Consider the following 16,917-nt stretch of genomic DNA (forward strand, 5'->3'; position numbering starts at 1 on the left):
AAGGGTTTCCGGAAACCAGTAGCCGAACTTCCCACGCTCTGTGACTGCTGTGCCGAGTGGGACCACACCAGCAACACCGGCACCAAAGCGTGGGAAGTTTCCGCGGCGCAGGTTCCCTAGGGCGCTGAATCCACCACCGAGGTGGTGACCGCGGACCATCCGAGCGCCGTGCCGGCCGGGAAGATTTTTCCGTCTTCCAACAACACCGTCCGCTCACCGATCATCAGGCCGGTCTGCGGATCAATGATGATCTCACTCCGGAAGCCTTGCTCGGGCGATCCGATGCCCAGCGAGATTCCGGTCCGCCCGTCCAGGGCTGCCTCCCGGTCAACAACGGAGACCCCGGGAATCAGCGCTGCCGCCCGGTACAGGGCGGCCCGCAGATCCGCCGGGATGGCGCCGGTCCCCAGGGTTTCAGCGATCCGTTCGAACGCTTCCTCATGGGGGGTCTGTCCCCCGCCGGCATTGCCTTCATAAAGCAGGTCAAGGAGTTGCCGGGGGTCCCGGGGCGCACCCTCAACCGCTTCCTGCAACGGCATGTCGTTGAGAACGTGCTGGGTTGATCCGCCGAACTCCCCGCGCGGGGCAAGCGACACGTCACCGCTGTCAGAGCTGCCCGCACCAACACGTTCGGCCTCCTGCCTGGACCCCTCATCGAAGAACTGCACCGGTTTGGATGGTTCGCGGATCCACACCCATTCCCCGGTCCGGTCCGCGGGTATGTACACCTGGTGGTCCCGGCGGGTCAGCCAGGAGAACTCTTGCCCCTCCGGCGTGACCGTGGAGGTGGTGCCCACCATGTCGGTGTCCACCAGCAGGTACTGGCCGGGCGCCAGCACCGGGTCGGAGCTGGTGATGGTTGCCGCAGCGGCGGCGTTCAGCACCTCGGCGGCCTCCGCCGTCGCACCGGGGCGCTCATCCGAGCCGACGACGTCGACCGCCACCAGCGCCGCGACCAGGGCGGCCGCAGCAGCGGAGGCCAGCAGGGCGCGCCGCCAGGGTCTGCGGGGGTGCAGTACCGGTGCCGGCTCCCGCGCAGGGTCTTCCTCGGCTGTTCGTTGCATCAGTTTCTCCCGGCCGGCGGCCAGGACGGCCGGGGGAACGGTTCCGGTGGTGTTACGCGTTGCGCGCAGCAGGTGCAGTTCGTCCATGATCACTGTCCATTTCGTCGAAAAGGGCAAAGCCGAGGTCCGCGCGGAGCTTGCGCCGGGCGCGGTTGATGCGGGAGCGGACGGTGCCCATGGGCACCCCGGTGGCGGTGGCGATGCCGTCATAGGTCAGGTCCGCCCAGGCGTAAAGCAGGATCGCTTCCCGGTCGATCGGGGCCAGCGCCTGCAGGGCCGCGCCGATCCGGGACCGGTCGGCGTCGGCGTCCACCTGTTCGTCCACTGCAGCCAATCCATCGGCCGTGTCCCCGCGGCTGCTGTTCCGCACCAGGGCACGCAGCATCCGCGCTTCTGCGCGGTGGTGCCGGCGCAGCAGGTTGGTGGCAATGCCGAAAAGCCACGGCCGGACCGCTTCGGCCGGACCGGTGAAACCCGCCCTCCGTTCGAAGGCGATGAGAAAGGTCTCGGCCATCACGTCTTCGGCGGCAAAGTCACCGGCACGGCGGGCCGCGTACCGGTAGATGTCCGGCGCGTGCCGGTCATAGAGTTCCCCGAATATGGAGGGACCGCTGCGCGAGAGCTCCACAATCTCTTTGTCTGTCTTCACACCCTGTAATGCCCGCTCACCGCGAATGGTTCACGGTTCCCCCGGTTTTCTTTTCGGTTTTCCTGGACACCGCATTAAACGACGACGGCGCCGCCCGGACCGTGGAAGCGGTCCGGCGCGGCGCCGTCGGGGATGTTGCGGGTATTGCTAGCTGAGCTTGGAGGCAACCAGGCCGGTGAGGTCCACCAGGCGGTTGGAGTAGCCCCACTCGTTGTCGTACCAGCCGACGATCTTGACCTGGTTACCCATGACGCGGGTCAGGCCGGAGTCGAAGATGCAGGAGGACGGATCGCCCACGATGTCGGAGGAAACAATGGGATCCTCGGTGTACGTGAGGATGCCTTCCCAGCGCGGGTCCTGTGCGGCCTTGGCGTAGGCAGCGTTGATCTCCTCGACCGTGGCTTCCTTTTCCAGGGTGACCGTCAGGTCGGTGACCGAACCGGTGGGAACGGGAACGCGGATGGCGAAGCCGTCCAGCTTGCCCTTCAGCTCCGGCAGGACCAGGCCGATGGCCTTGGCGGCACCGGTGGAGGTGGGCACCATGTTCAGGGCTGCGGCGCGGGCACGGCGCAGGTCGCTGTGCGGCCCGTCCTGCAGGTTCTGGTCTGCGGTGTAGGCGTGCACCGTGGTCATCAGGCCCTTTTCGATGCCGAAGGCGTCGTTGAGGACCTTGGCCAGCGGGCCCAGGCAGTTGGTGGTGCAGGAAGCGTTTGAAATGATGTCGTGGTTTTCGGGATCGTAATCGCCGTCGTTCACGCCCATCACCACGGTGAACGCGTCACCCTTGGCCGGTGCGGAAACCAGGACCTTCTTGGCGCCTGCGGAGATGTGCTTCTGCGCATCCGCGGCGTTGGTGAAGAAGCCGGTGGATTCGATGACGATGTCCACGTCCAGCTCGGCCCAGGGCAGGTTGCCCGGATCGCGCTCGGCGAGGACCTTGATGGTGTGTCCGCCAACCACCAGGTTGCCGTCTTCAACCGTGACCTTCTCGGCCAGGCGTCCGGCAACGGAGTCGTACTTGAGCAGGTGGGCCAGCTGCGCGGGATCGCCGAGGTCGTTGACTGCTACAACCTCGAACCCTTCACCGTGCTGCAGGGCCGCCCGCAGGTAATTGCGGCCGATCCGACCAAAACCATTGATTCCGACGCGTACCGTCACTGCGGCCTCCTTGAAGCTAGAGTAAATTTAGAGACTAAATTTAATGTCTTCTACAATTATGCTGTTATTACCGCCACACGTCAAAGGGACACATGGACGCCTCCGCCAACACCCCGCAGCTATTGCGCCGCGCCAACCTGCGCGCAGTGCTGCACGTGCTGCGCTCGGCACCATCGGTCACCGGCACCGACCTGATCGACGCCACCGGCCTCACCCGCGCCACCGTGATTGCCGTCTGTGATGACCTGATAGCCCGCGGCTGGGCCCGGGAAACGGACTCCCCCCGTGCCGGCGGGCAGAAAGGCCGTCCGGCCCGCCGCTTCCAGTTCAACGAGAGTGCCGGGTACGTCCTGGGGCTCGACGTCGGCATTGCCACCGTCCGCGTGCTCGCCGCCGACCTCGCCGGCGCCGTCGTCGGCGGTGCCGAGGCGCGCTTCCCCCGTCACGGCGGGCAGCGGGAGGACCGGCGCCGGGTGGTCACCGCCGCCGTTGACGCGGCCCTGGAGGATGCCGGAATTACTTCCTCGGCGGTGCTCTGTGCCGGAATGGGCATTGCCGCCCAGGTCACCGGCGCCGGTCGGGTTGCCCCGGGGCAGGACGTGGCACCCATGTTCGATCTGGGGCTCACGCAGGAGTTCAGCAAGGCCCGGGGCTGGCCGCTGCTGGTGGAGAATGACGCCAAGCTGGCCGCTTTAGCCGAACGCTGGCGGGGCGTGGGGGCGGGGGAAGAGAACCTTGCCGTGATCCTGGCAGGCGAGCGGCTGGGCAGCGGCATCATTGAATCAGGCCGGCTGCTGCACGGCGCTTCGGGCGGCACCGGCGGCATGGGGGCGCTGGACCTGGTGGACGGTGTGGGCAATGAGGACGGCATTGCCAAGCTGGCCCGCCTGTGGGGCAGCGCCGCCCTCGAGGACGGCCACAACGGGCGGATCCGTGAACTGGTGGGGCCCAACACCAACCGCGCGTCGGCCCGCCTGGTGTTCGAAGCGGCCGAGGCGGGCGACCCGGTGGCCGTGGAAATCCTGGACCGGATTGCTGCCCGGATGGCCCGGGTCCTGGCGCTGGTGTCCTCATTCTTCGATCCCCGGCTGATCGTCATCGGCGGCGCCGTGGCCGCGTCCGCCACCGCCCTGCTACCGGCGATGCGGCAGGAACTGGAACGGTACGTGGTGCAGCCGCCACGGATTGCCGTCTCCGGGCTGGGCAAAACGCTGGTGCCCACGGGCGCGGTGCGCCTGGCCCTGGACTACGTGGAGACGCACCTGCTGGATCTGGTCCCCGAACTGCGGCGCTAGGGGCGACCCGGCCGCTTAGCGCCAGTAATTGTTGGCGGCGGCGATGGTGGCGAACTCGGTGGCGACCACGGCCGCCGCTGCAATAAGCGCTTCGGGGTTGTTCGCGTAGGCATCGCGGATAATCTCCTGGACCTTTTCATCCGGCTGGATGGCCAAAGATGTCTGCAGTGCCAGGCTGAGGGCCAGCTTGCGTCCATCCTCGGGGGTGGGGCACTGCAGTGAATTGTTCGGCACAAGCTCCATGGTGTCCGTCCTTTGAACGCGTGGCACGGCGGCTTGCTTCATTGTGGGCGGGGCCGATTCCGGGGCGCAAGGGCCTGCAGGTTTCCCCTGCGGCAGGGGCGCCACTCGGCCCCGGCTCAGTCCCGGTGCGTATTGCGGTAGCCGCGGGCCTGCACCGCCAGCAGGGCAAGGGCACCGGCCAGGCCGGACGGCAGCAGGTAGACACCCGTCATCTGGAAGTTGAGCAGGATCAGACCCTTCCGGGTCATGGTCGTAGTGCCGTTGCCGTATACGGTGTCCAACTGCAGGCCGCCAAAGAGCCAGATCAGTCCGACGCCCAGCATCAGCACCACAATCGCCCAGGCGGCGCCGAGGTAGGGGTTGAGCCTGCTCCGTGACAGGTCCGTGCCATTCGGGTTGCCGTGCGGGGGCGCTTCCAGTCCGGTGCCGGCGGCGGGGGCTTCCCCGCTGCCGTCATCCACCACCTCCACCCAGTCCCGGCCCGCGTGCTCGGTGCCGGCGCTGTCCCGGCCGGCACCGGTGTCGCCGATCCGATCATCCCCGGGCTGGGGGCGGCCAAACAGCCGGCGGTCTACCTCGTCATAGTTTTGCTGGTTCGCCATGCACCGGAGCCTACTGGAAGCATCCGTCCGGATCGGCCACCAGCAGGGCGGCAACGTCGTCCCACACGTCGGTAGGGCGCACTTCGGCCACAAAGGAATCATTGTGCTCGCACCGCTCCGCCGTCCAGCCGACCTGCGTGACGTCCGCTTTGCAGACCGGGCACGCCGAAACCCAGGACATGTGCACCCGGTGCCGGCTGCGGCCGATGGCCCCGGCATTAATGACGTTGCCGAACCAGTAGATCCCCACTGTGGGCGTGCCGACCGCCTGCGCCAAGTGCCGCGGCCCGCTGTCGTTGCCCACCAGCACCGAACTCGCCTGCAGCAGCCCTGCCAACGTGCCGATATCCAGGTCTCCGGCCACCGAGCGCACAGGCGCCTGAGGGCCGGCGTCGGCGAGCGCCAGCTCCACCACCAGCCCGGCCAGATCCCGGTCAGCGCCGTCGCCCACCACCAGGACCTGGCAGCCGCGCTCCACGGCGCGTACCGCAACCTCCGCGAAGCACGACGCCGGCCAGCGCCGCCGCGGGTCCGTGGCCCCGGCGTGCAGGGTCACCAGTTTCCGGCCCGGGAGGAGCATGGTGCGGGCCCGCGCCGCCTCGTGCGGCAGGACGGGCAGCTGCGGCTCCATGCTCACCGGTACGGCTCCGGCCAGGCCCACGACTTCCAGCGCCCGGAAAATCTCGTGCTGGTAGTAGATGTACGGGATGTTCCGTTCCAGGGCGGCGGCGTCGGGAGTGCGGGTGCCCACGGTGTGCCGGGCACCCAGGCCCAGCAGGAACGGATTCGAGTTCCGTCCGCCGCCGTGGACCTGCACGGCCAGCTCAAAGTCCTCCTGCCTCATCCGGGACAGGAAAGCCCCGGTTCCCCGCCGGTCCTCGGGTCCGGCGGAAATCCCCGGAGCAGCGGGCAGGATTTCCACCCGGTCCACCGGTCCCGGCCGGTCCGCCAGCAGTGCGGCGTGCAGCGCTGTACCCAGCAGCGTGATGGAGGCCTGCGGATACGCCGCAGCAAGCGCTTCAACGGCCGGCAGGGCAAACATCAGGTCGCCCAGGCCGCCGCCCCGCAGCACGGCGATCTTCCGTACGCCGGGAAAACGCGGAGCCACCGGGCCTACACCGGGTGCGGGGGCCCGCCCCGGCCGACGACGGGCACGGATTTCATGCGTCATGCCGCTCCTGTTCCCGGAGGACCTCCCCCGTTCTGCTGAGGGCACCCACCATAGGGCTTCCGCGGCACATCGCCACCAGTAACTGCGCGCCGGCAGCGAATCGGTAACTCCCGGCGTCCGCGCAGATCCTGCGTCTGAACCGGCCCGAAAGCGGGTACGGGTCCTGTACGACGCGGCCTAAGGAGCAGCATGTCCACCACAGTTACCCCGGAAAGTACCCCGGTTTCCTCCCCGGCACCCTATCCAGTGCCGTCCGCAGGCACGGAGGACAGCATCACCATCGTGGACCCGCGGGACGGCACACCGGTGGGCAGCCTTTCGGCGGCCAGCCGCACCCAGGTGAAGTCCGCTGTGGCGGCCGCCCGCAAGGCACTGCCCGCCTGGGCGGCAACAGATCCCGCCGAACGCGGCCGGCTGCTGCGCAACGCTGCGGAGGACCTCCAGTCCCGCGCCGGGGAACTGGCGGCCTGGAACAGCAGGGAAACCGGAAAACCCGGGCCGGAGGCCCTGGCCGGGGTACGTGCCGGCGTGGCCACGCTGCAGCAATACGCCGAACTCGGACCCGTACACCGCGGCCACAGCCTCCGTGGCGCACTGCTGGCGGCCGACTACACGGTGAGCGGACCCCGCGGGGTCGCCGTGCTGCTCACCCCGTGGAACGATCCGGTGGCGGTGGCCGCGGGGCTGGCCGGCGCTGCGCTGGCGGTGGGCAACACGGTGATTGCCAAGCCCAGCGAGCGCTGCCCGCACACCGGGAACCTGCTCATGGAGATCCTCGCACCGCATTTTCCCCCGGGTGTGGTCGCCGCCCTCACCGGCGGTGCGGAGGTGGGCGCCCAGCTCGCCATGGATGCCGGAGTGGACGTCCTGGCCCACGTGGGTTCCAGTGCCAGCGGCGCGCGCATCGCCCGGGCGGCCGCCTTGACCGGCGCCCACGCCATCTTGGAGAACGGCGGCAACGATCCCCTGCTGGTGGACGCCGACGTCGACCCGCGCTGGGCCGCGGAGCAGGCCGCCGTCGGGGCCTTCAGTAACAGCGGGCAGATCTGCACGGCCGTGGAGCGCATCTACGTCCACCGGCACATTGCCGAAGAGTTCTGCACCGAACTCGCCGCCGAAGCGCAGCGCAGGAACCGGGAGCAGTCCGTTGCACCACTGGTGGACATCCGGCTGCGCGACGCCGTGCACCACCAGGTGTCCGAAGCAGTGGCGCAGGGCGCCGCGGCAGCGGTGGGAGGACTGATCCCGGACGGCCCGGGCGCCCACTACCCGGCCACGGTCCTGCTGGACTGTTCGGCGGAAATGTTGGTTTTCCGCGAAGAGACCTTCGGTCCCGTAGCTCCCGTGCAGGTGGTGGACAGCTTCGAGGAGGGCCTGGCCCTGGCCGCTGCGGGAGCCTATGGACTGGCCGCCACCGTCCTCACCGGCAGTCTGGCCCACGCGCAGCAGGCGGTCGCCGCACTGGACGTCGGCACGGTGAAGATCAATGCAGTGTTCGGCGGCGCACCGGGCGGGTCCGCCCAGCCGCGCCGCCGCAGCGGCCGCGGGTTCGGGTACGGCCCCGAACTCCTGGACGAGTTTTCCCTGACCAAGGTGGTCCATTTGGAGAGCCCGCCGGTCGGTCCCGGACCAGCGGGAGCGCAGCGGTGAGCCACGCGCCCGGCAGCCCGCGGCTGGATGAGGTGCGCAGCCTCTCCCCGGACTTGCCCGGAAGACTCGCTGCTGCCTCCCTGCGTGTGGCCGTCATCGGCGACGTAATGCTCGACGGCTGGTGGTCCGGCGTCACCGAGCGGTTCTGCCGGGAGGCACCGGCCCCGGTGGTGGACCTGCAGCAGAAACGCGCCGCAGCTGGCGGAGCCGCCAACACTGCCATGAATCTCCAGGCGCTGGGAGCCAGGGTGCGGCTGGGCGGGGTCACCGGCACGGACGCCGCCGGCCGGGAGTTGCGCGGCATCCTGGCCGGCGCGGGCGTTGACCTGCAGGCGCTAATCCACCACGAGGACGCACATACAGCCGCCAAAAACCGCATTGTGGCCGGCGGGCAGGTGCTGTTCCGCCTCGACGAGGGAGGCGGCGTCCCGCCCGGAGCCGAGGACCTCCTGGCAGCGTCGGTGGCTGCGCTGCTGGACGGAGCCGATGCGCTGGTGGTCTGCGACTACGGGAGCGGCCTGTTGCACGGCAGCGTCCGTGATGCCCTCGTCGCCCTGCGCGGCGGGCGCCTCACCGTCGTAGACGCCCACGACGCCGCCTTGTGGGCAAGGCTGGCTCCGGACCTGGTCACACCCAACGCCGCTGAAGCGGCCATGCTGCTGGGCAGGCCTGCCGGCCTGGACTCCGTCCCGGACCGGGCCGCTGCCGTGCGGGCCGCCGCTCCGGAGCTGCTGGCCGCCGCCGGCGCCGGCACCGCCGTCGTCACCCTGGACCGGGACGGCACGGCACTGGTGGGCGCCGACGGCGGGTTCCACCGCACCTGGGCCAGGCCGGCCGCGGAAAAGCAGGCGTCGGGGGCGGGGGACACGTTTGTTGCCTGCATGACCCTGGCCCGGGCGGCAGGCCTGCCGCTGTCCACGGCAGCGGACCTCGCACAGAACGCTGCCGACATTGTGGTCCACCGGCCCGGCACCTCGGTATGCAGCACCGCGGACCTGGAACAGCATCTGGACAGCTTCGCGGACTCGGCGTTGAGCCCTGCCGGGCTCCTCGCGCGGATCTCGGCGGAACGGGCCGCAGGCCGGCGGATTGTGCTCACCAACGGATGCTTTGACGTCCTGCACCGCGGACACACGCGCTACCTGAACCAGGCCAAGCAGCTGGGGGACATCCTGGTGGTGGCCCTGAACAGCGATGCCTCCGCCCGGCGGCTCAAAGGCCCGGGCCGGCCCATCAACACGGCCCACGACCGCGCGGGGATCATTGCCGCACTCAGCTGCGTGGACTACGTCACCGTTTTCGACACGGACACGCCCATCCCGCTGATCCGGGAGCTGCGGCCGGACACCTATGCCAAGGGCGGCGACTACTCGGCGCAGATGCTGGCGGAAACCCCCGTGGTGGAACAGTGCGGAGGACGCGTGGTGATCCTGGACTATGTGGCCGACCATTCCACTACCGCCCTGGTCTCCCGGATCCGGGCGGGCGGCAGCGGTGCCGGGGCCGGGAGCGGGAGCACGGTGTGACGCGGCGCGGGTCCGCGGACTGGGGGCTGCCGTCCACGCCCCGGCCGGCAGCAGTTGACGTGCTGATTCCCACCCGGAACCGGCCTGCGGAACTGGCAGTCACCCTGGCCGGTTTGGCCGCCCAGGACGGTCCGGACTTCAACGTCACCATCAGTGACCAGAGCACGCACGTACCCTCCTGGAACCACCCGGCCGCCGAGGCCATGGTCCGGGTGCTGGAAGCCCAGGGACACCGGGTCCGGCTGCTGCGCCACCTGCCGGCCCGGGGGCTGGCAGAGCAGCGCCATTTCCTGCTGGAAAACGCAGCGGCGCCCGCCGTGCTTTTCCTCGACGACGACGTGTGGCTGGAACCGGGCATGCTGGCCGGGCTGGCCGGCGCCCTGGCCTCGTCCGGTGCAGGGTTTGTCGGCGCCGCCGTGCAGGGGCTGTCCTATCTGCCGGACAGCCGGCCGGATGAAGAAGCCCCCTTTGAACTGTGGGACACGGGGAAGGTGGAGCCGGAAAGGATCCGGCGGGGGGAACCGGGCTTCGAACGCTGGACCCTGCACAACGCCGCCAATCTGGCGCATGTGGCTTCCCGGCTCGGCCTGCCGGCCGGAGAATGGCAGCTGTACAAAGTCGCTTGGGTGGGGGCCTGCGTCCTGTACAACCGAACGGCGCTGCTGGACTGCGGCGGCTTCGGTTTCTGGGACCAACTGCCTCCCGGGCATGCCGGGGAGGACGTAGCGGCGCAGTGGCGCGTGATGGAACGGTACGGGGGCGCCGGGCTCGTTCCGTCCGGAGCCGTGCACCTGGAATCACCAACCACGGTTACCGACCGCACCGCTGATGCGGCGGAGATCCTGCTCGGCGGCAGCGGGACGGCCGCCGGCGGCGGGCAGGATGTCCACCCACCACACAACCAGTAAACGAAGGAGAACCAATGGCTGACAAACCCAGCCCGATCGACGTCCAGAAGGTCCTCGGCGGCATGGATTACCCGGCGTCGAAAAAGGACATTGTTTCCAAGGCGGAAGGATCAGGGGCGGGCGGATCCGTCCTGGAAGCCCTGAATAACCTGCCTGAGCGCCAATACGACGCCCCGACGGACATCAGCAAGGAAATTTTCGGCTAGGAACCGGCGGTTACGCCGGCGGAACATTCAGGCGGTCGGATCCGTGGGACGCGGTGCTTCGGGGTCCTCGCTGTCCGCTGCTTGGGACGGGGAGGGCCGGCCCACGCTGCCGGCGCCGCCGGGGATATTGGCCGAGCTGCGGTGGATGCCCGATCCCTGGCTCAGGTGCTCAGGGTTGGGCTTTTCCGTCATCAGCAGCAGCGAGGAAACCAGCAGGGACGCGATAAACGTGATGCCGACGGCGATGAGCCCCAGGTCCAGGCGCAGTTCCTGTTCGGCTCCGCCGGTGGCGAAGATCATGGTGGCAACACCGGCAATCAGTGCCAGCACGGCCGAGAAGATCAGCGGTGCCTTAACGGAGTTCCGCTTCTGCGGGCCTCCGGTTGAGCTGTTCGCCACTATGAATCCTCCTGCTGCGTTGGTTTGGCGCGGTTCAGTGCAGAATGCACAACGCACATCTCCTAGTTTACGGCCTTCGCCTGCTCCTGTTCGGCGACCCGGGAATCATGCCGGGCCCCCAGGGCGGAGATGGCAACGATGACGGCGATGACCACGGCTGCCCCGCCGGTGACGCCGAGCATGGCGCGCACACCCAGGTCGTAGACCAGCGGCACCAGGAGCCCGGATACGAGGGCTGCAGCACCCGTGATCAGCCAGTCCCGGGCCGGAAGGAACGTCCGGCGGTGCCGGACCCACAGGACTATTTCGATGACGCCGCCCAGGATCAGCGCGGCAGCGGCGGCAGGTCGGAAGGCTTCCGCCGAGGCGAAAATCAAGGTCGCGGCGCCGGCGAGGACGTAGGCCGCGGCTTCAACCAGCAGGAACGGGCGCATGGTGCCGTGGCCGCGGGACGCGGACAGCATCGGCAGCAGTGCCGCGCCGCTCAGCAGCAGATAGGCGCCGCCGGCATAGGCCAAGACGGGTTCAGTGGGGTCCTGCCAGAAAATGGTGAGCACACCGTAGACGGCCGCCACCGCCGCCCGGACCAGCATGGGTCCCCAAGGTGCTACGGGATGGGACGCAGCCATGTGCAGAGCCTCCGCTTTCACTTTTGCCGTTACGGTGGCCGGTTGGCCACCGTCCAGCTTAGTCGCTCCCGCTTACCGCAACGGAACCGGTCAGCATCCAGGCGTCCCGGCGCACCCGCCAGCTCAGGGTGATGGCGCGGGCGCTCATGTAACCCAGGGCGAAAGCCGCCCACAGCCAGGCAATGCCGACGGCGCCCGTGCTGCCGCCGGCGGACACCCACAGCAGCAGCGGCAGATACGCCGCCAGGTTCAGCATCCCGGTCACCGCGAGGTACTTGGCATCCCCGGCACCGATCAGCACCCCGTCCAGCACAAAGACCAGTCCGCAGATCGGCTGGGATACCGCCAGCACCCACAGTCCGGCGGTCATGGCCTGCTGCACTCCGGGGTCACCGGTGAACAGGACGCCGGCCACCGGTGCCACCAGGGCCAGCAGCACGCCGGTGACCACCCCGAAACCTCCACCCCAGAGGATCATGCGCCGGGTAAGGGCGCGGGCCAGCACCGTGTCCCCGGCCCCTAGTTCCTTGCCAATCATGGCCTGCGCGGCAATCGCCAGGGCATCCAGGGCGAAGGCGAGGAAGGTGAAGACAGTCATCACCAGCTGGTGCGCGGCCAGGGATTGCGGTCCCTGGGCCGTGGCCACCAGGACAGTGGCCAGCACCGCCGCCCGCAGGCTCAGGGTGCGCAGCATCAGCCACGACCCCACATGGGCGGTGGCGCGGATCCCGGACAAGGCCGGGCGCAGCGGCACGCCCCGGGCCCGTGCCATCCGGGCCACGGCCACCAGATAGAACCCCGCCATCCCCCACTGCGCCAGGCTGGTGCCCAGGGCCGAACCGGCCACGGAGAGCGAGAAGCCGTACACCAGCAGATAGTTCAGCCCGATGTTGACGGCGAACCCCACGGTCGCCACCACCAGCGGGGTCCGGGTGTCCTGCAGCCCGCGCAGCACACCGGTGGCCGCCAGGACCACCAGCATGGCCGTCAGCCCGGGCATGGAATAACGCAGATAATCCACCGCATACCGGTGCACCTCGCCGTCGGCCCCCATGGCCGTGCACAGCTGCGGAGCCAGCAGGTAGCCCGCAGTGGAAAGCAGTACGCCCAGCAGCACCGCCAGGGCAATGCCGTCACGCCCGGCGGCGAGCGCCTTGTCCTGCCGGTTCCCGCCTAGGAAGCGGGCCACCGTGCCGGTGGTGGAATAGGCCAGGAACACCATCAGGCCGACGGCGGTCTGCAGCACCGTGGAGGCCAGGCCGACGCCGGCCAGCTGCGAAACGCCCAGATGCCCGACGATGGCGGAATCTGCCAGGAGGAACAGCGGTTCGGCGATCAGCGCGCCCAGCGCCGGCACGGCCAGGGCAAGGATCCGCCGGCTGAGTTGCCGGGAGGACATATCGGTCTTCACGCCATCCAGCCTACGGTTTGCTCCCGCGCTCCGGTGCCGCCTGCCCGTGCCCGGGCCGTCCGGCGCCGTACTTCCCGGCGAAATCCTGCCCAGCGGCGGGCTGCACGGCGTCGTCCCGGCGCAGAACCAGGACCGCAACCACTGCGGCGGCCAGCAGCAGCGCGCCGACAAACAACGCCAGCGCCGGCCACCCGCCCTGCTGGAAGCAGTACCCGCCGGCCCAGCCCAGGACGCTGGAGCCCGTGTAGTAGAACAGGTTATACAGCGACGATGCCTGCGCCCTGCCCTCACGGGCCAGCATCGGCGTCCATCCCGAAGCGATGGAATGCGCGGCAAAGAACCCGCCGGTGAAGACCAGCAGTCCGGCCACGATCGCCGCTATGTTCTCTGCAAGCGTCATGGCCAGACCGGCCGCCATGGCACCGATGGAGAGCAGCAGGACCGGTTTCCGGCCGCCGTGCCCGGCCAGCCGGGCCGCCAGCGTACCGGCGGCGCGCGAGGACCAGGTGCCCGCAAGGTAGGCAAGGAACAGTGCACTGGCCACGCCCTGCGGCAGTCCGAAGGGCGGAGCGCCAAGGCGGAACCCCAGATAGTTGTACACCGCCACGAATCCGCCCATCAGCAGGAAACCCTGCAGGTAAAGGGCCAGCAGCCGCGGGCTGCGCAGGTTCGCCGCGAGCCGGGCGGCCAGCCCGTGGCCCGGCGCCGCGCGGCGCACCGGCACAAAGCCCTGTTGCCGCGGAGCGGTGAACAAAAACACCGCCGCTGCACCGGCGGCCAGCATGCTCACTGCCGCCACTCCCACCCGCCAGTTCACCAGTTCTGCCAGCGGGGCGGCCACGATGCGTCCGGCCAAGCCGCCTATGGTGGTGCCCGATACATACGTGCCGGCGGCTACCGCGGCGTGCAGCTGGCTCACTTCCTCGCTCAGGTAGGCCAGCGCCACTGCCGGGATTCCGCCCAGCGCCACCCCTTCAAGGAACCGCAGCCCCAGCAGGGCGGGCAGTCCGGGGCTCAACGGCACGGCCAGTCCGAGCACCACCGCGGCCAGGATGGCCGCCCGCATGACCGGCAGCCGGCCGAAGCGGTCCGCCGCGGCGGACCACGGAATAACCGCGGCAGCCAGGCCGAGGGTTGCCGCGGAAACGGTCAGGGCGGCGGACGACGCAGAGATGTCCATTCCGGCGGCCAGTTCGGGCAGGACGCCCTGCAGCGAATACAGCTGGGCGAACGTCGCCACGCCGGCGGCGGCCAGTCCCACCAGGACACCGCGGTAGCCCGGGCTGCCGCGCCGGTGTCCGGTAAAGGTTCCGTTCGGAGAGCCGGTGGTACCGGCACCTTTTCCGGTGCCGGTCACGGCCGGTCTCCGCTGCCGGGCCCAGCCGGACCGGGATGCCCGGACAATTCTGACCCCAGTTCCGACAGTTCGCCGCCCAGGTTGTGCCGGGCCCGGGCTTCCCAGTGCCGGCGCCCGGCCTCCGTGCAAAACAGCGGTTCCGCAGCGGCCAAGTGTGCCACCATCCGCCGTCGTCCGGCCCGGAAATCCTCGGCGGAAAGGTGCGCGTACTCCGCACGAACCGCCTGCCGGTAGGAGCGATACCGCGCGGGATCACGGGCCAGCACCGACAGGTCTGCGTCAACGAGCAGCGCTCCGAGGTGGTCCCCCGGGTCCGGAGCGTGGGCGGCAGTGAGCCGGACCAGGCGGGCGCATTCGGCCACGGCAGCGGGATCTTCTCCGGCGGCGGCCAGCAGGTCCTCCGCCAGGCAGGCGGAGGCTTCCTCGTCCTCGCCCGGCCGGCAGGCATACACCGCGTCATGGAACCAGGCAGCCAGCGCCACGGGGCGCGGAACGCTGCTGCCGGTGAGCAGATCCAGGGCTTCCAGGACCTGGAGCAGGTGCCGGCGGTCGTGGTACCGGCGGTGCGGTTCATTCCAGCGGTCCAGCAGCTGCCCGCCGAGTTCCGGCCGCCCGGGAAGAAGCCGGTTCCAGCGTTCCAGCAGCGGCCCGGCCAGGGCGGACGGGCGCTCCCGGGCAGGGATCCGCAGGCCGCTGCCAATGAGGATGCGGACCAGTTCCCCGCCGGTTACGGCGACGGCGCCGCGGCGGACCAGTTTGCGGTGCAGGTGCTGCGGCACGTCGTAGTGGTCGCCGTCGAACGCCCTGGGCGAGATACCGGCGCCTTGGGCGAACGCGTGCAGCTCCTCCACACTGGTGTCGGAGACCAGATGGGAGAACAGGGTGTTGTGCGCCGGCCACATCGGCGGATCGATGTAGATCATGGGTGCCGGGCCTCCGGACGGGTGAAGAGCATCCTGTATGTCTATCGCACCGGCGCCCGCAATTGCCATGCGGTGCTGCCGCCCGGGTTTGCCGGCCGCGTACGGTCTTTACGGAAAACCCTTGTCCCAACGGACCCCCAATGCTGGAATAACCGCATGGATGACGTGCCCTCCAATCTGCCGTTCAATGCCGGCTCCGCCGAGTCTTCACCCGGGCCTTCGGGGGCTTCGGGGTCTTCCCCCGGGCCGTCCTCCACCGTCCTGGCCATCGGCACCCGCAAGGGGCTGTGGCTGGCGACCAGCAGCGACCGCGTTACCTGGGAACTGCGCGGACCGGAATTCGCCATGACTGAAGTGCCCTCGCTGGCATTCGATGCCCGCAGCGGCACGCCGCGGCTGCTGGCCGGGGTCCGCTCCGAATGGTGGGGACCCAACGTTGCCGTCTCGGAGGACCTCGGGCACACCTGGCAGGAACCGCAGGAACAGGCAATCGCTTTTCCGGAAGACACCGGGGCCACGCTGGAGAGGATCTGGCAGCTGCGTCCGGATACCGCGGGCCGCCCGGGCGTGGTCTGGGCCGGCTGCGAGCCCATTTCGGTGTTCCGGTCCGAGGACGGCGGCCGCCACTTCGAGCTGGTCCGGGGCTTGTGGGACCATCCGCACCGCCCGCAGTGGGGCGCCGGTTACGGCGGTCCCGCGGCGCACACCGTCCTGCCCAGCCCCGTCGATGACAGCGTGCACGTAGCCATCAGCAGCGGCGGCGTGTACCGCTCAGATGACCGCGGGGACAGCTGGGACGCGTTCAACAGCGGCATCATCGCGAATTTTATGCCGCAGGAGTATCCCGAGTTCGGCCAGTGCGTGCACAAGGTTGCACGCGACGCCGGAAACCCGGAGCGGCTCTACGCCCAGAACCACGGCGGGGTGTACCGCAGCGACGACGCCGGAGATCAGTGGATTTCCATTGCCGACGGCCTGCCCGCGGACTTCGGGTTTGTGATGCTGGCACACCCCTCCCGTCCGGACACCGTCTGGACCATACCCCTGGGCTCCGCCGGCGAGCGCAACCCTCCGCAGGGACGGCCTGCGGTTTACCGCAGCACCAACGCGGGTGAAGACTGGGAGCGGTTCGACGCCGGCCTGCCCGCCTACGACTTCAATGCGGTACTGCGCGACGCCGCGGATGTGGACACCGCCGACCCCGCCGGCATCTACTTCGGCACCAGGGGCGGCGAGGTTTATGCCAGTGCCGACGAAGGCGAAACCTTTAATCTGGTGGCCGCCAACCTTCCGGATGTGCTCTGTGTCCGCGCCGTCCGGACCTGACACCCGCTCCGGCGGCGCCGTCGGACTTCTGCTGCCCGCAGCGTTGGCCGAAGCAGCCGGCGGACAGCGCCTGCTGGTGCTGCCGCAGCGGCCCGTTTCGGGGGCTGATATCGGCGCCCATCCGGAGGCCGACGCGGCAGGCAGCATCACGGTTGCGGTGGCCTTGGACCGGCTGCGGGAGCAGCAGCCAGGGGTGTACAGCCGGATCTGCGACGAAACAGGCGCCGTGCGCCGCTACGTGAACCTCTACCTGGACGGCGAGGACATCCGGGACTTGGCCGGGCAGTCCACGGTGCTGGCTTCCGGTGCCCAGCTGCTGGTACTGCAGTCAATCGCCGGGGGCTAGGTTCGCGTTAAACGGCAGAAACGGGTGCTTCCGCGCAAGGCGGAAGCACCCGTT

The 16,917-nt window shown here is 69.4% G+C and carries 19 protein-coding genes; 8 read left to right on the forward strand and 11 right to left on the reverse strand.

Annotated elements, in window-relative coordinates; all coding sequences use genetic code 11:
* Window positions 1-116 precede the first annotated feature (116 nt).
* Both LJ754_RS05520 and LJ754_RS05525 read right to left on the reverse strand, forming a co-directional pair.
* Window positions 117-1,151 carry a CU044_5270 family protein gene (locus LJ754_RS05520; RefSeq protein WP_227925876.1) on the reverse strand — a complete coding sequence of 345 codons (1,035 nt, stop codon included), beginning with the start codon at window positions 1,149-1,151 and terminating at the stop codon, window positions 117-119.
* Window positions 1,117-1,713, reverse strand: coding sequence for an RNA polymerase sigma factor (locus LJ754_RS05525; RefSeq protein WP_227925877.1), 597 nt, complete (start codon window positions 1,711-1,713; stop codon window positions 1,117-1,119). Before LJ754_RS05525 ends, LJ754_RS05520 begins: the two co-directional genes overlap by 35 nt.
* Window positions 1,714-1,721: 8 nt before the next feature.
* Between LJ754_RS05525 and LJ754_RS05530 the strand changes: the two genes are divergently transcribed.
* The gene (locus LJ754_RS05530; RefSeq protein ID WP_227925878.1) at window positions 1,722-1,868 is read left to right on the forward strand and encodes a hypothetical protein; all 147 of its coding nucleotides are present in this window, start codon (window positions 1,722-1,724) and stop codon (window positions 1,866-1,868) included.
* Here the strand turns inward: LJ754_RS05530 and gap are convergent.
* Window positions 1,861-2,871, reverse strand: coding sequence for a type I glyceraldehyde-3-phosphate dehydrogenase (gap, locus tag LJ754_RS05535; RefSeq protein ID WP_227912229.1), 1,011 nt, complete (start codon window positions 2,869-2,871; stop codon window positions 1,861-1,863). The genes LJ754_RS05530 and gap overlap by 8 nt on opposite strands.
* Window positions 2,872-2,963: 92 nt before the next feature.
* Here gap and LJ754_RS05540 point away from each other — a divergent pair, with 92 nt between their 5' ends.
* Window positions 2,964-4,166 carry an ROK family transcriptional regulator gene (locus LJ754_RS05540; RefSeq protein WP_227912230.1) on the forward strand — a complete coding sequence of 401 codons (1,203 nt, stop codon included), beginning with the start codon at window positions 2,964-2,966 and terminating at the stop codon, window positions 4,164-4,166.
* Between the two features lie 15 nt (window positions 4,167-4,181).
* Here LJ754_RS05540 and LJ754_RS05545 read toward each other — a convergent pair whose 3' ends face one another.
* The 3 genes from LJ754_RS05545 to LJ754_RS05555 all read right to left on the reverse strand — a co-directional run bounded on the left by LJ754_RS05545 (window position 4,182) and on the right by LJ754_RS05555 (window position 6,182).
* Window positions 4,182-4,409, reverse strand: coding sequence for a hexameric tyrosine-coordinated heme protein (locus LJ754_RS05545; RefSeq protein WP_227912233.1), 228 nt, complete (start codon window positions 4,407-4,409; stop codon window positions 4,182-4,184).
* 116 nt (window positions 4,410-4,525) lie between these two features.
* Window positions 4,526-5,011 carry a hypothetical protein gene (locus LJ754_RS05550; protein ID WP_227912234.1) on the reverse strand — a complete coding sequence of 162 codons (486 nt, stop codon included), beginning with the start codon at window positions 5,009-5,011 and terminating at the stop codon, window positions 4,526-4,528.
* Window positions 5,012-5,021: 10 nt separating this feature from the next.
* Entirely contained in the window at window positions 5,022-6,182 is a 1,161-nt protein-coding gene (locus LJ754_RS05555; protein ID WP_227925879.1) for a glycosyltransferase family 9 protein, read from the reverse strand.
* A 189-nt stretch (window positions 6,183-6,371) separates the two neighbouring features.
* On the opposite strand from LJ754_RS05555, the gene LJ754_RS05560 reads away from it, so the two are divergent.
* The 4 genes from LJ754_RS05560 to LJ754_RS05575 are packed head-to-tail and all read left to right on the forward strand — an operon-like array spanning window position 6,372 to window position 10,472.
* On the forward strand, window positions 6,372-7,832 hold the full coding sequence (locus LJ754_RS05560) for an aldehyde dehydrogenase family protein (protein ID WP_227925880.1): 1,461 nt from the start codon (window positions 6,372-6,374) through the stop codon (window positions 7,830-7,832).
* Entirely contained in the window at window positions 7,829-9,358 is a 1,530-nt protein-coding gene (gene rfaE2 / locus LJ754_RS05565; protein WP_227925881.1) for a D-glycero-beta-D-manno-heptose 1-phosphate adenylyltransferase, read from the forward strand. Before LJ754_RS05560 ends, rfaE2 begins: the two co-directional genes overlap by 4 nt.
* Window positions 9,355-10,266 carry a glycosyltransferase gene (locus tag LJ754_RS05570; protein ID WP_227925882.1) on the forward strand — a complete coding sequence of 304 codons (912 nt, stop codon included), beginning with the start codon at window positions 9,355-9,357 and terminating at the stop codon, window positions 10,264-10,266. The genes rfaE2 and LJ754_RS05570 overlap by 4 nt, the downstream gene beginning before the upstream one ends.
* Window positions 10,267-10,280: 14 nt before the next feature.
* A complete protein-coding gene (locus LJ754_RS05575; protein ID WP_227912241.1) occupies window positions 10,281-10,472 on the forward strand; it encodes a DUF2795 domain-containing protein in 192 nt (63 codons plus the stop codon).
* Between the two features lie 27 nt (window positions 10,473-10,499).
* Here the strand turns inward: LJ754_RS05575 and LJ754_RS05580 are convergent, their stop codons facing one another.
* From LJ754_RS05580 to LJ754_RS05600, 5 genes are all read right to left on the reverse strand, one after another.
* Complete coding sequence (locus LJ754_RS05580; RefSeq protein WP_227925883.1) at window positions 10,500-10,871, reverse strand: hypothetical protein; 372 nt, start codon at window positions 10,869-10,871, stop codon at window positions 10,500-10,502.
* Window positions 10,872-10,933: 62 nt separating this feature from the next.
* A complete protein-coding gene (locus tag LJ754_RS05585) occupies window positions 10,934-11,500 on the reverse strand; it encodes a DUF308 domain-containing protein (RefSeq protein WP_227925884.1) in 567 nt (188 codons plus the stop codon).
* Between the two features lie 58 nt (window positions 11,501-11,558).
* On the reverse strand, window positions 11,559-12,899 hold the full coding sequence (locus LJ754_RS05590) for an MATE family efflux transporter (RefSeq protein ID WP_227926044.1): 1,341 nt from the start codon (window positions 12,897-12,899) through the stop codon (window positions 11,559-11,561).
* A gap of 22 nt (window positions 12,900-12,921) precedes the next feature.
* Complete coding sequence (locus LJ754_RS05595) at window positions 12,922-14,268, reverse strand: MFS transporter (protein WP_227912246.1); 1,347 nt, start codon at window positions 14,266-14,268, stop codon at window positions 12,922-12,924.
* Window positions 14,265-15,191, reverse strand: a complete 927-nt coding sequence (locus tag LJ754_RS05600) for a DUF4031 domain-containing protein (protein ID WP_227925885.1) — start codon at window positions 15,189-15,191, stop codon at window positions 14,265-14,267. Before LJ754_RS05600 ends, LJ754_RS05595 begins: the two co-directional genes overlap by 4 nt.
* Window positions 15,192-15,347: 156 nt before the next feature.
* Between LJ754_RS05600 and LJ754_RS05605 the strand changes: the two genes are divergently transcribed.
* Window positions 15,348-16,517 (forward strand): WD40/YVTN/BNR-like repeat-containing protein, encoded by a 1,170-nt coding sequence (locus LJ754_RS05605; protein ID WP_227925886.1) that lies wholly within the window; start codon window positions 15,348-15,350, stop codon window positions 16,515-16,517.
* Complete coding sequence (locus LJ754_RS05610) at window positions 16,495-16,863, forward strand: MoaD/ThiS family protein (protein WP_227925887.1); 369 nt, start codon at window positions 16,495-16,497, stop codon at window positions 16,861-16,863. Before LJ754_RS05605 ends, LJ754_RS05610 begins: the two co-directional genes overlap by 23 nt.
* The last annotated feature ends 54 nt before the right edge of the window (window positions 16,864-16,917 follow it).

The sequence above is a fragment of the Arthrobacter sp. zg-Y40 genome, from assembly GCF_020731535.1.
Classification (GTDB): domain Bacteria; phylum Actinomycetota; class Actinomycetes; order Actinomycetales; family Micrococcaceae; genus Arthrobacter_B.

What these genes read in the sequence shown, in the direction of transcription:
- LJ754_RS05550 (WP_227912234.1), bottom strand. Translation starts at nt 5,011, where the DNA reads ATGGCGAACCAGCAAAACTATGACGAGGTAGACCGCCGGCTGTTTGGC.
- LJ754_RS05520 (WP_227925876.1), bottom strand. Translation starts at nt 1,151, where the DNA reads ATGGACGAACTGCACCTGCTGCGCGCAACGCGTAACACCACCGGAACC.
- LJ754_RS05545 (WP_227912233.1), bottom strand. Translation starts at nt 4,409, where the DNA reads ATGGAGCTTGTGCCGAACAATTCACTGCAGTGCCCCACCCCCGAGGAT.
- LJ754_RS05575 (WP_227912241.1), top strand. Translation starts at nt 10,281, where the DNA reads ATGGCTGACAAACCCAGCCCGATCGACGTCCAGAAGGTCCTCGGCGGC.
- LJ754_RS05600 (WP_227925885.1), bottom strand. Translation starts at nt 15,191, where the DNA reads ATGATCTACATCGATCCGCCGATGTGGCCGGCGCACAACACCCTGTTC.
- LJ754_RS05605 (WP_227925886.1), top strand. Translation starts at nt 15,348, where the DNA reads ATGGATGACGTGCCCTCCAATCTGCCGTTCAATGCCGGCTCCGCCGAG.
- LJ754_RS05530 (WP_227925878.1), top strand. Translation starts at nt 1,722, where the DNA reads ATGCCCGCTCACCGCGAATGGTTCACGGTTCCCCCGGTTTTCTTTTCG.
- LJ754_RS05560 (WP_227925880.1), top strand. Translation starts at nt 6,372, where the DNA reads ATGTCCACCACAGTTACCCCGGAAAGTACCCCGGTTTCCTCCCCGGCA.
- LJ754_RS05555 (WP_227925879.1), bottom strand. Translation starts at nt 6,182, where the DNA reads ATGACGCATGAAATCCGTGCCCGTCGTCGGCCGGGGCGGGCCCCCGCA.
- LJ754_RS05590 (WP_227926044.1), bottom strand. Translation starts at nt 12,899, where the DNA reads ATGTCCTCCCGGCAACTCAGCCGGCGGATCCTTGCCCTGGCCGTGCCG.
- LJ754_RS05540 (WP_227912230.1), top strand. Translation starts at nt 2,964, where the DNA reads ATGGACGCCTCCGCCAACACCCCGCAGCTATTGCGCCGCGCCAACCTG.
- LJ754_RS05585 (WP_227925884.1), bottom strand. Translation starts at nt 11,500, where the DNA reads ATGGCTGCGTCCCATCCCGTAGCACCTTGGGGACCCATGCTGGTCCGG.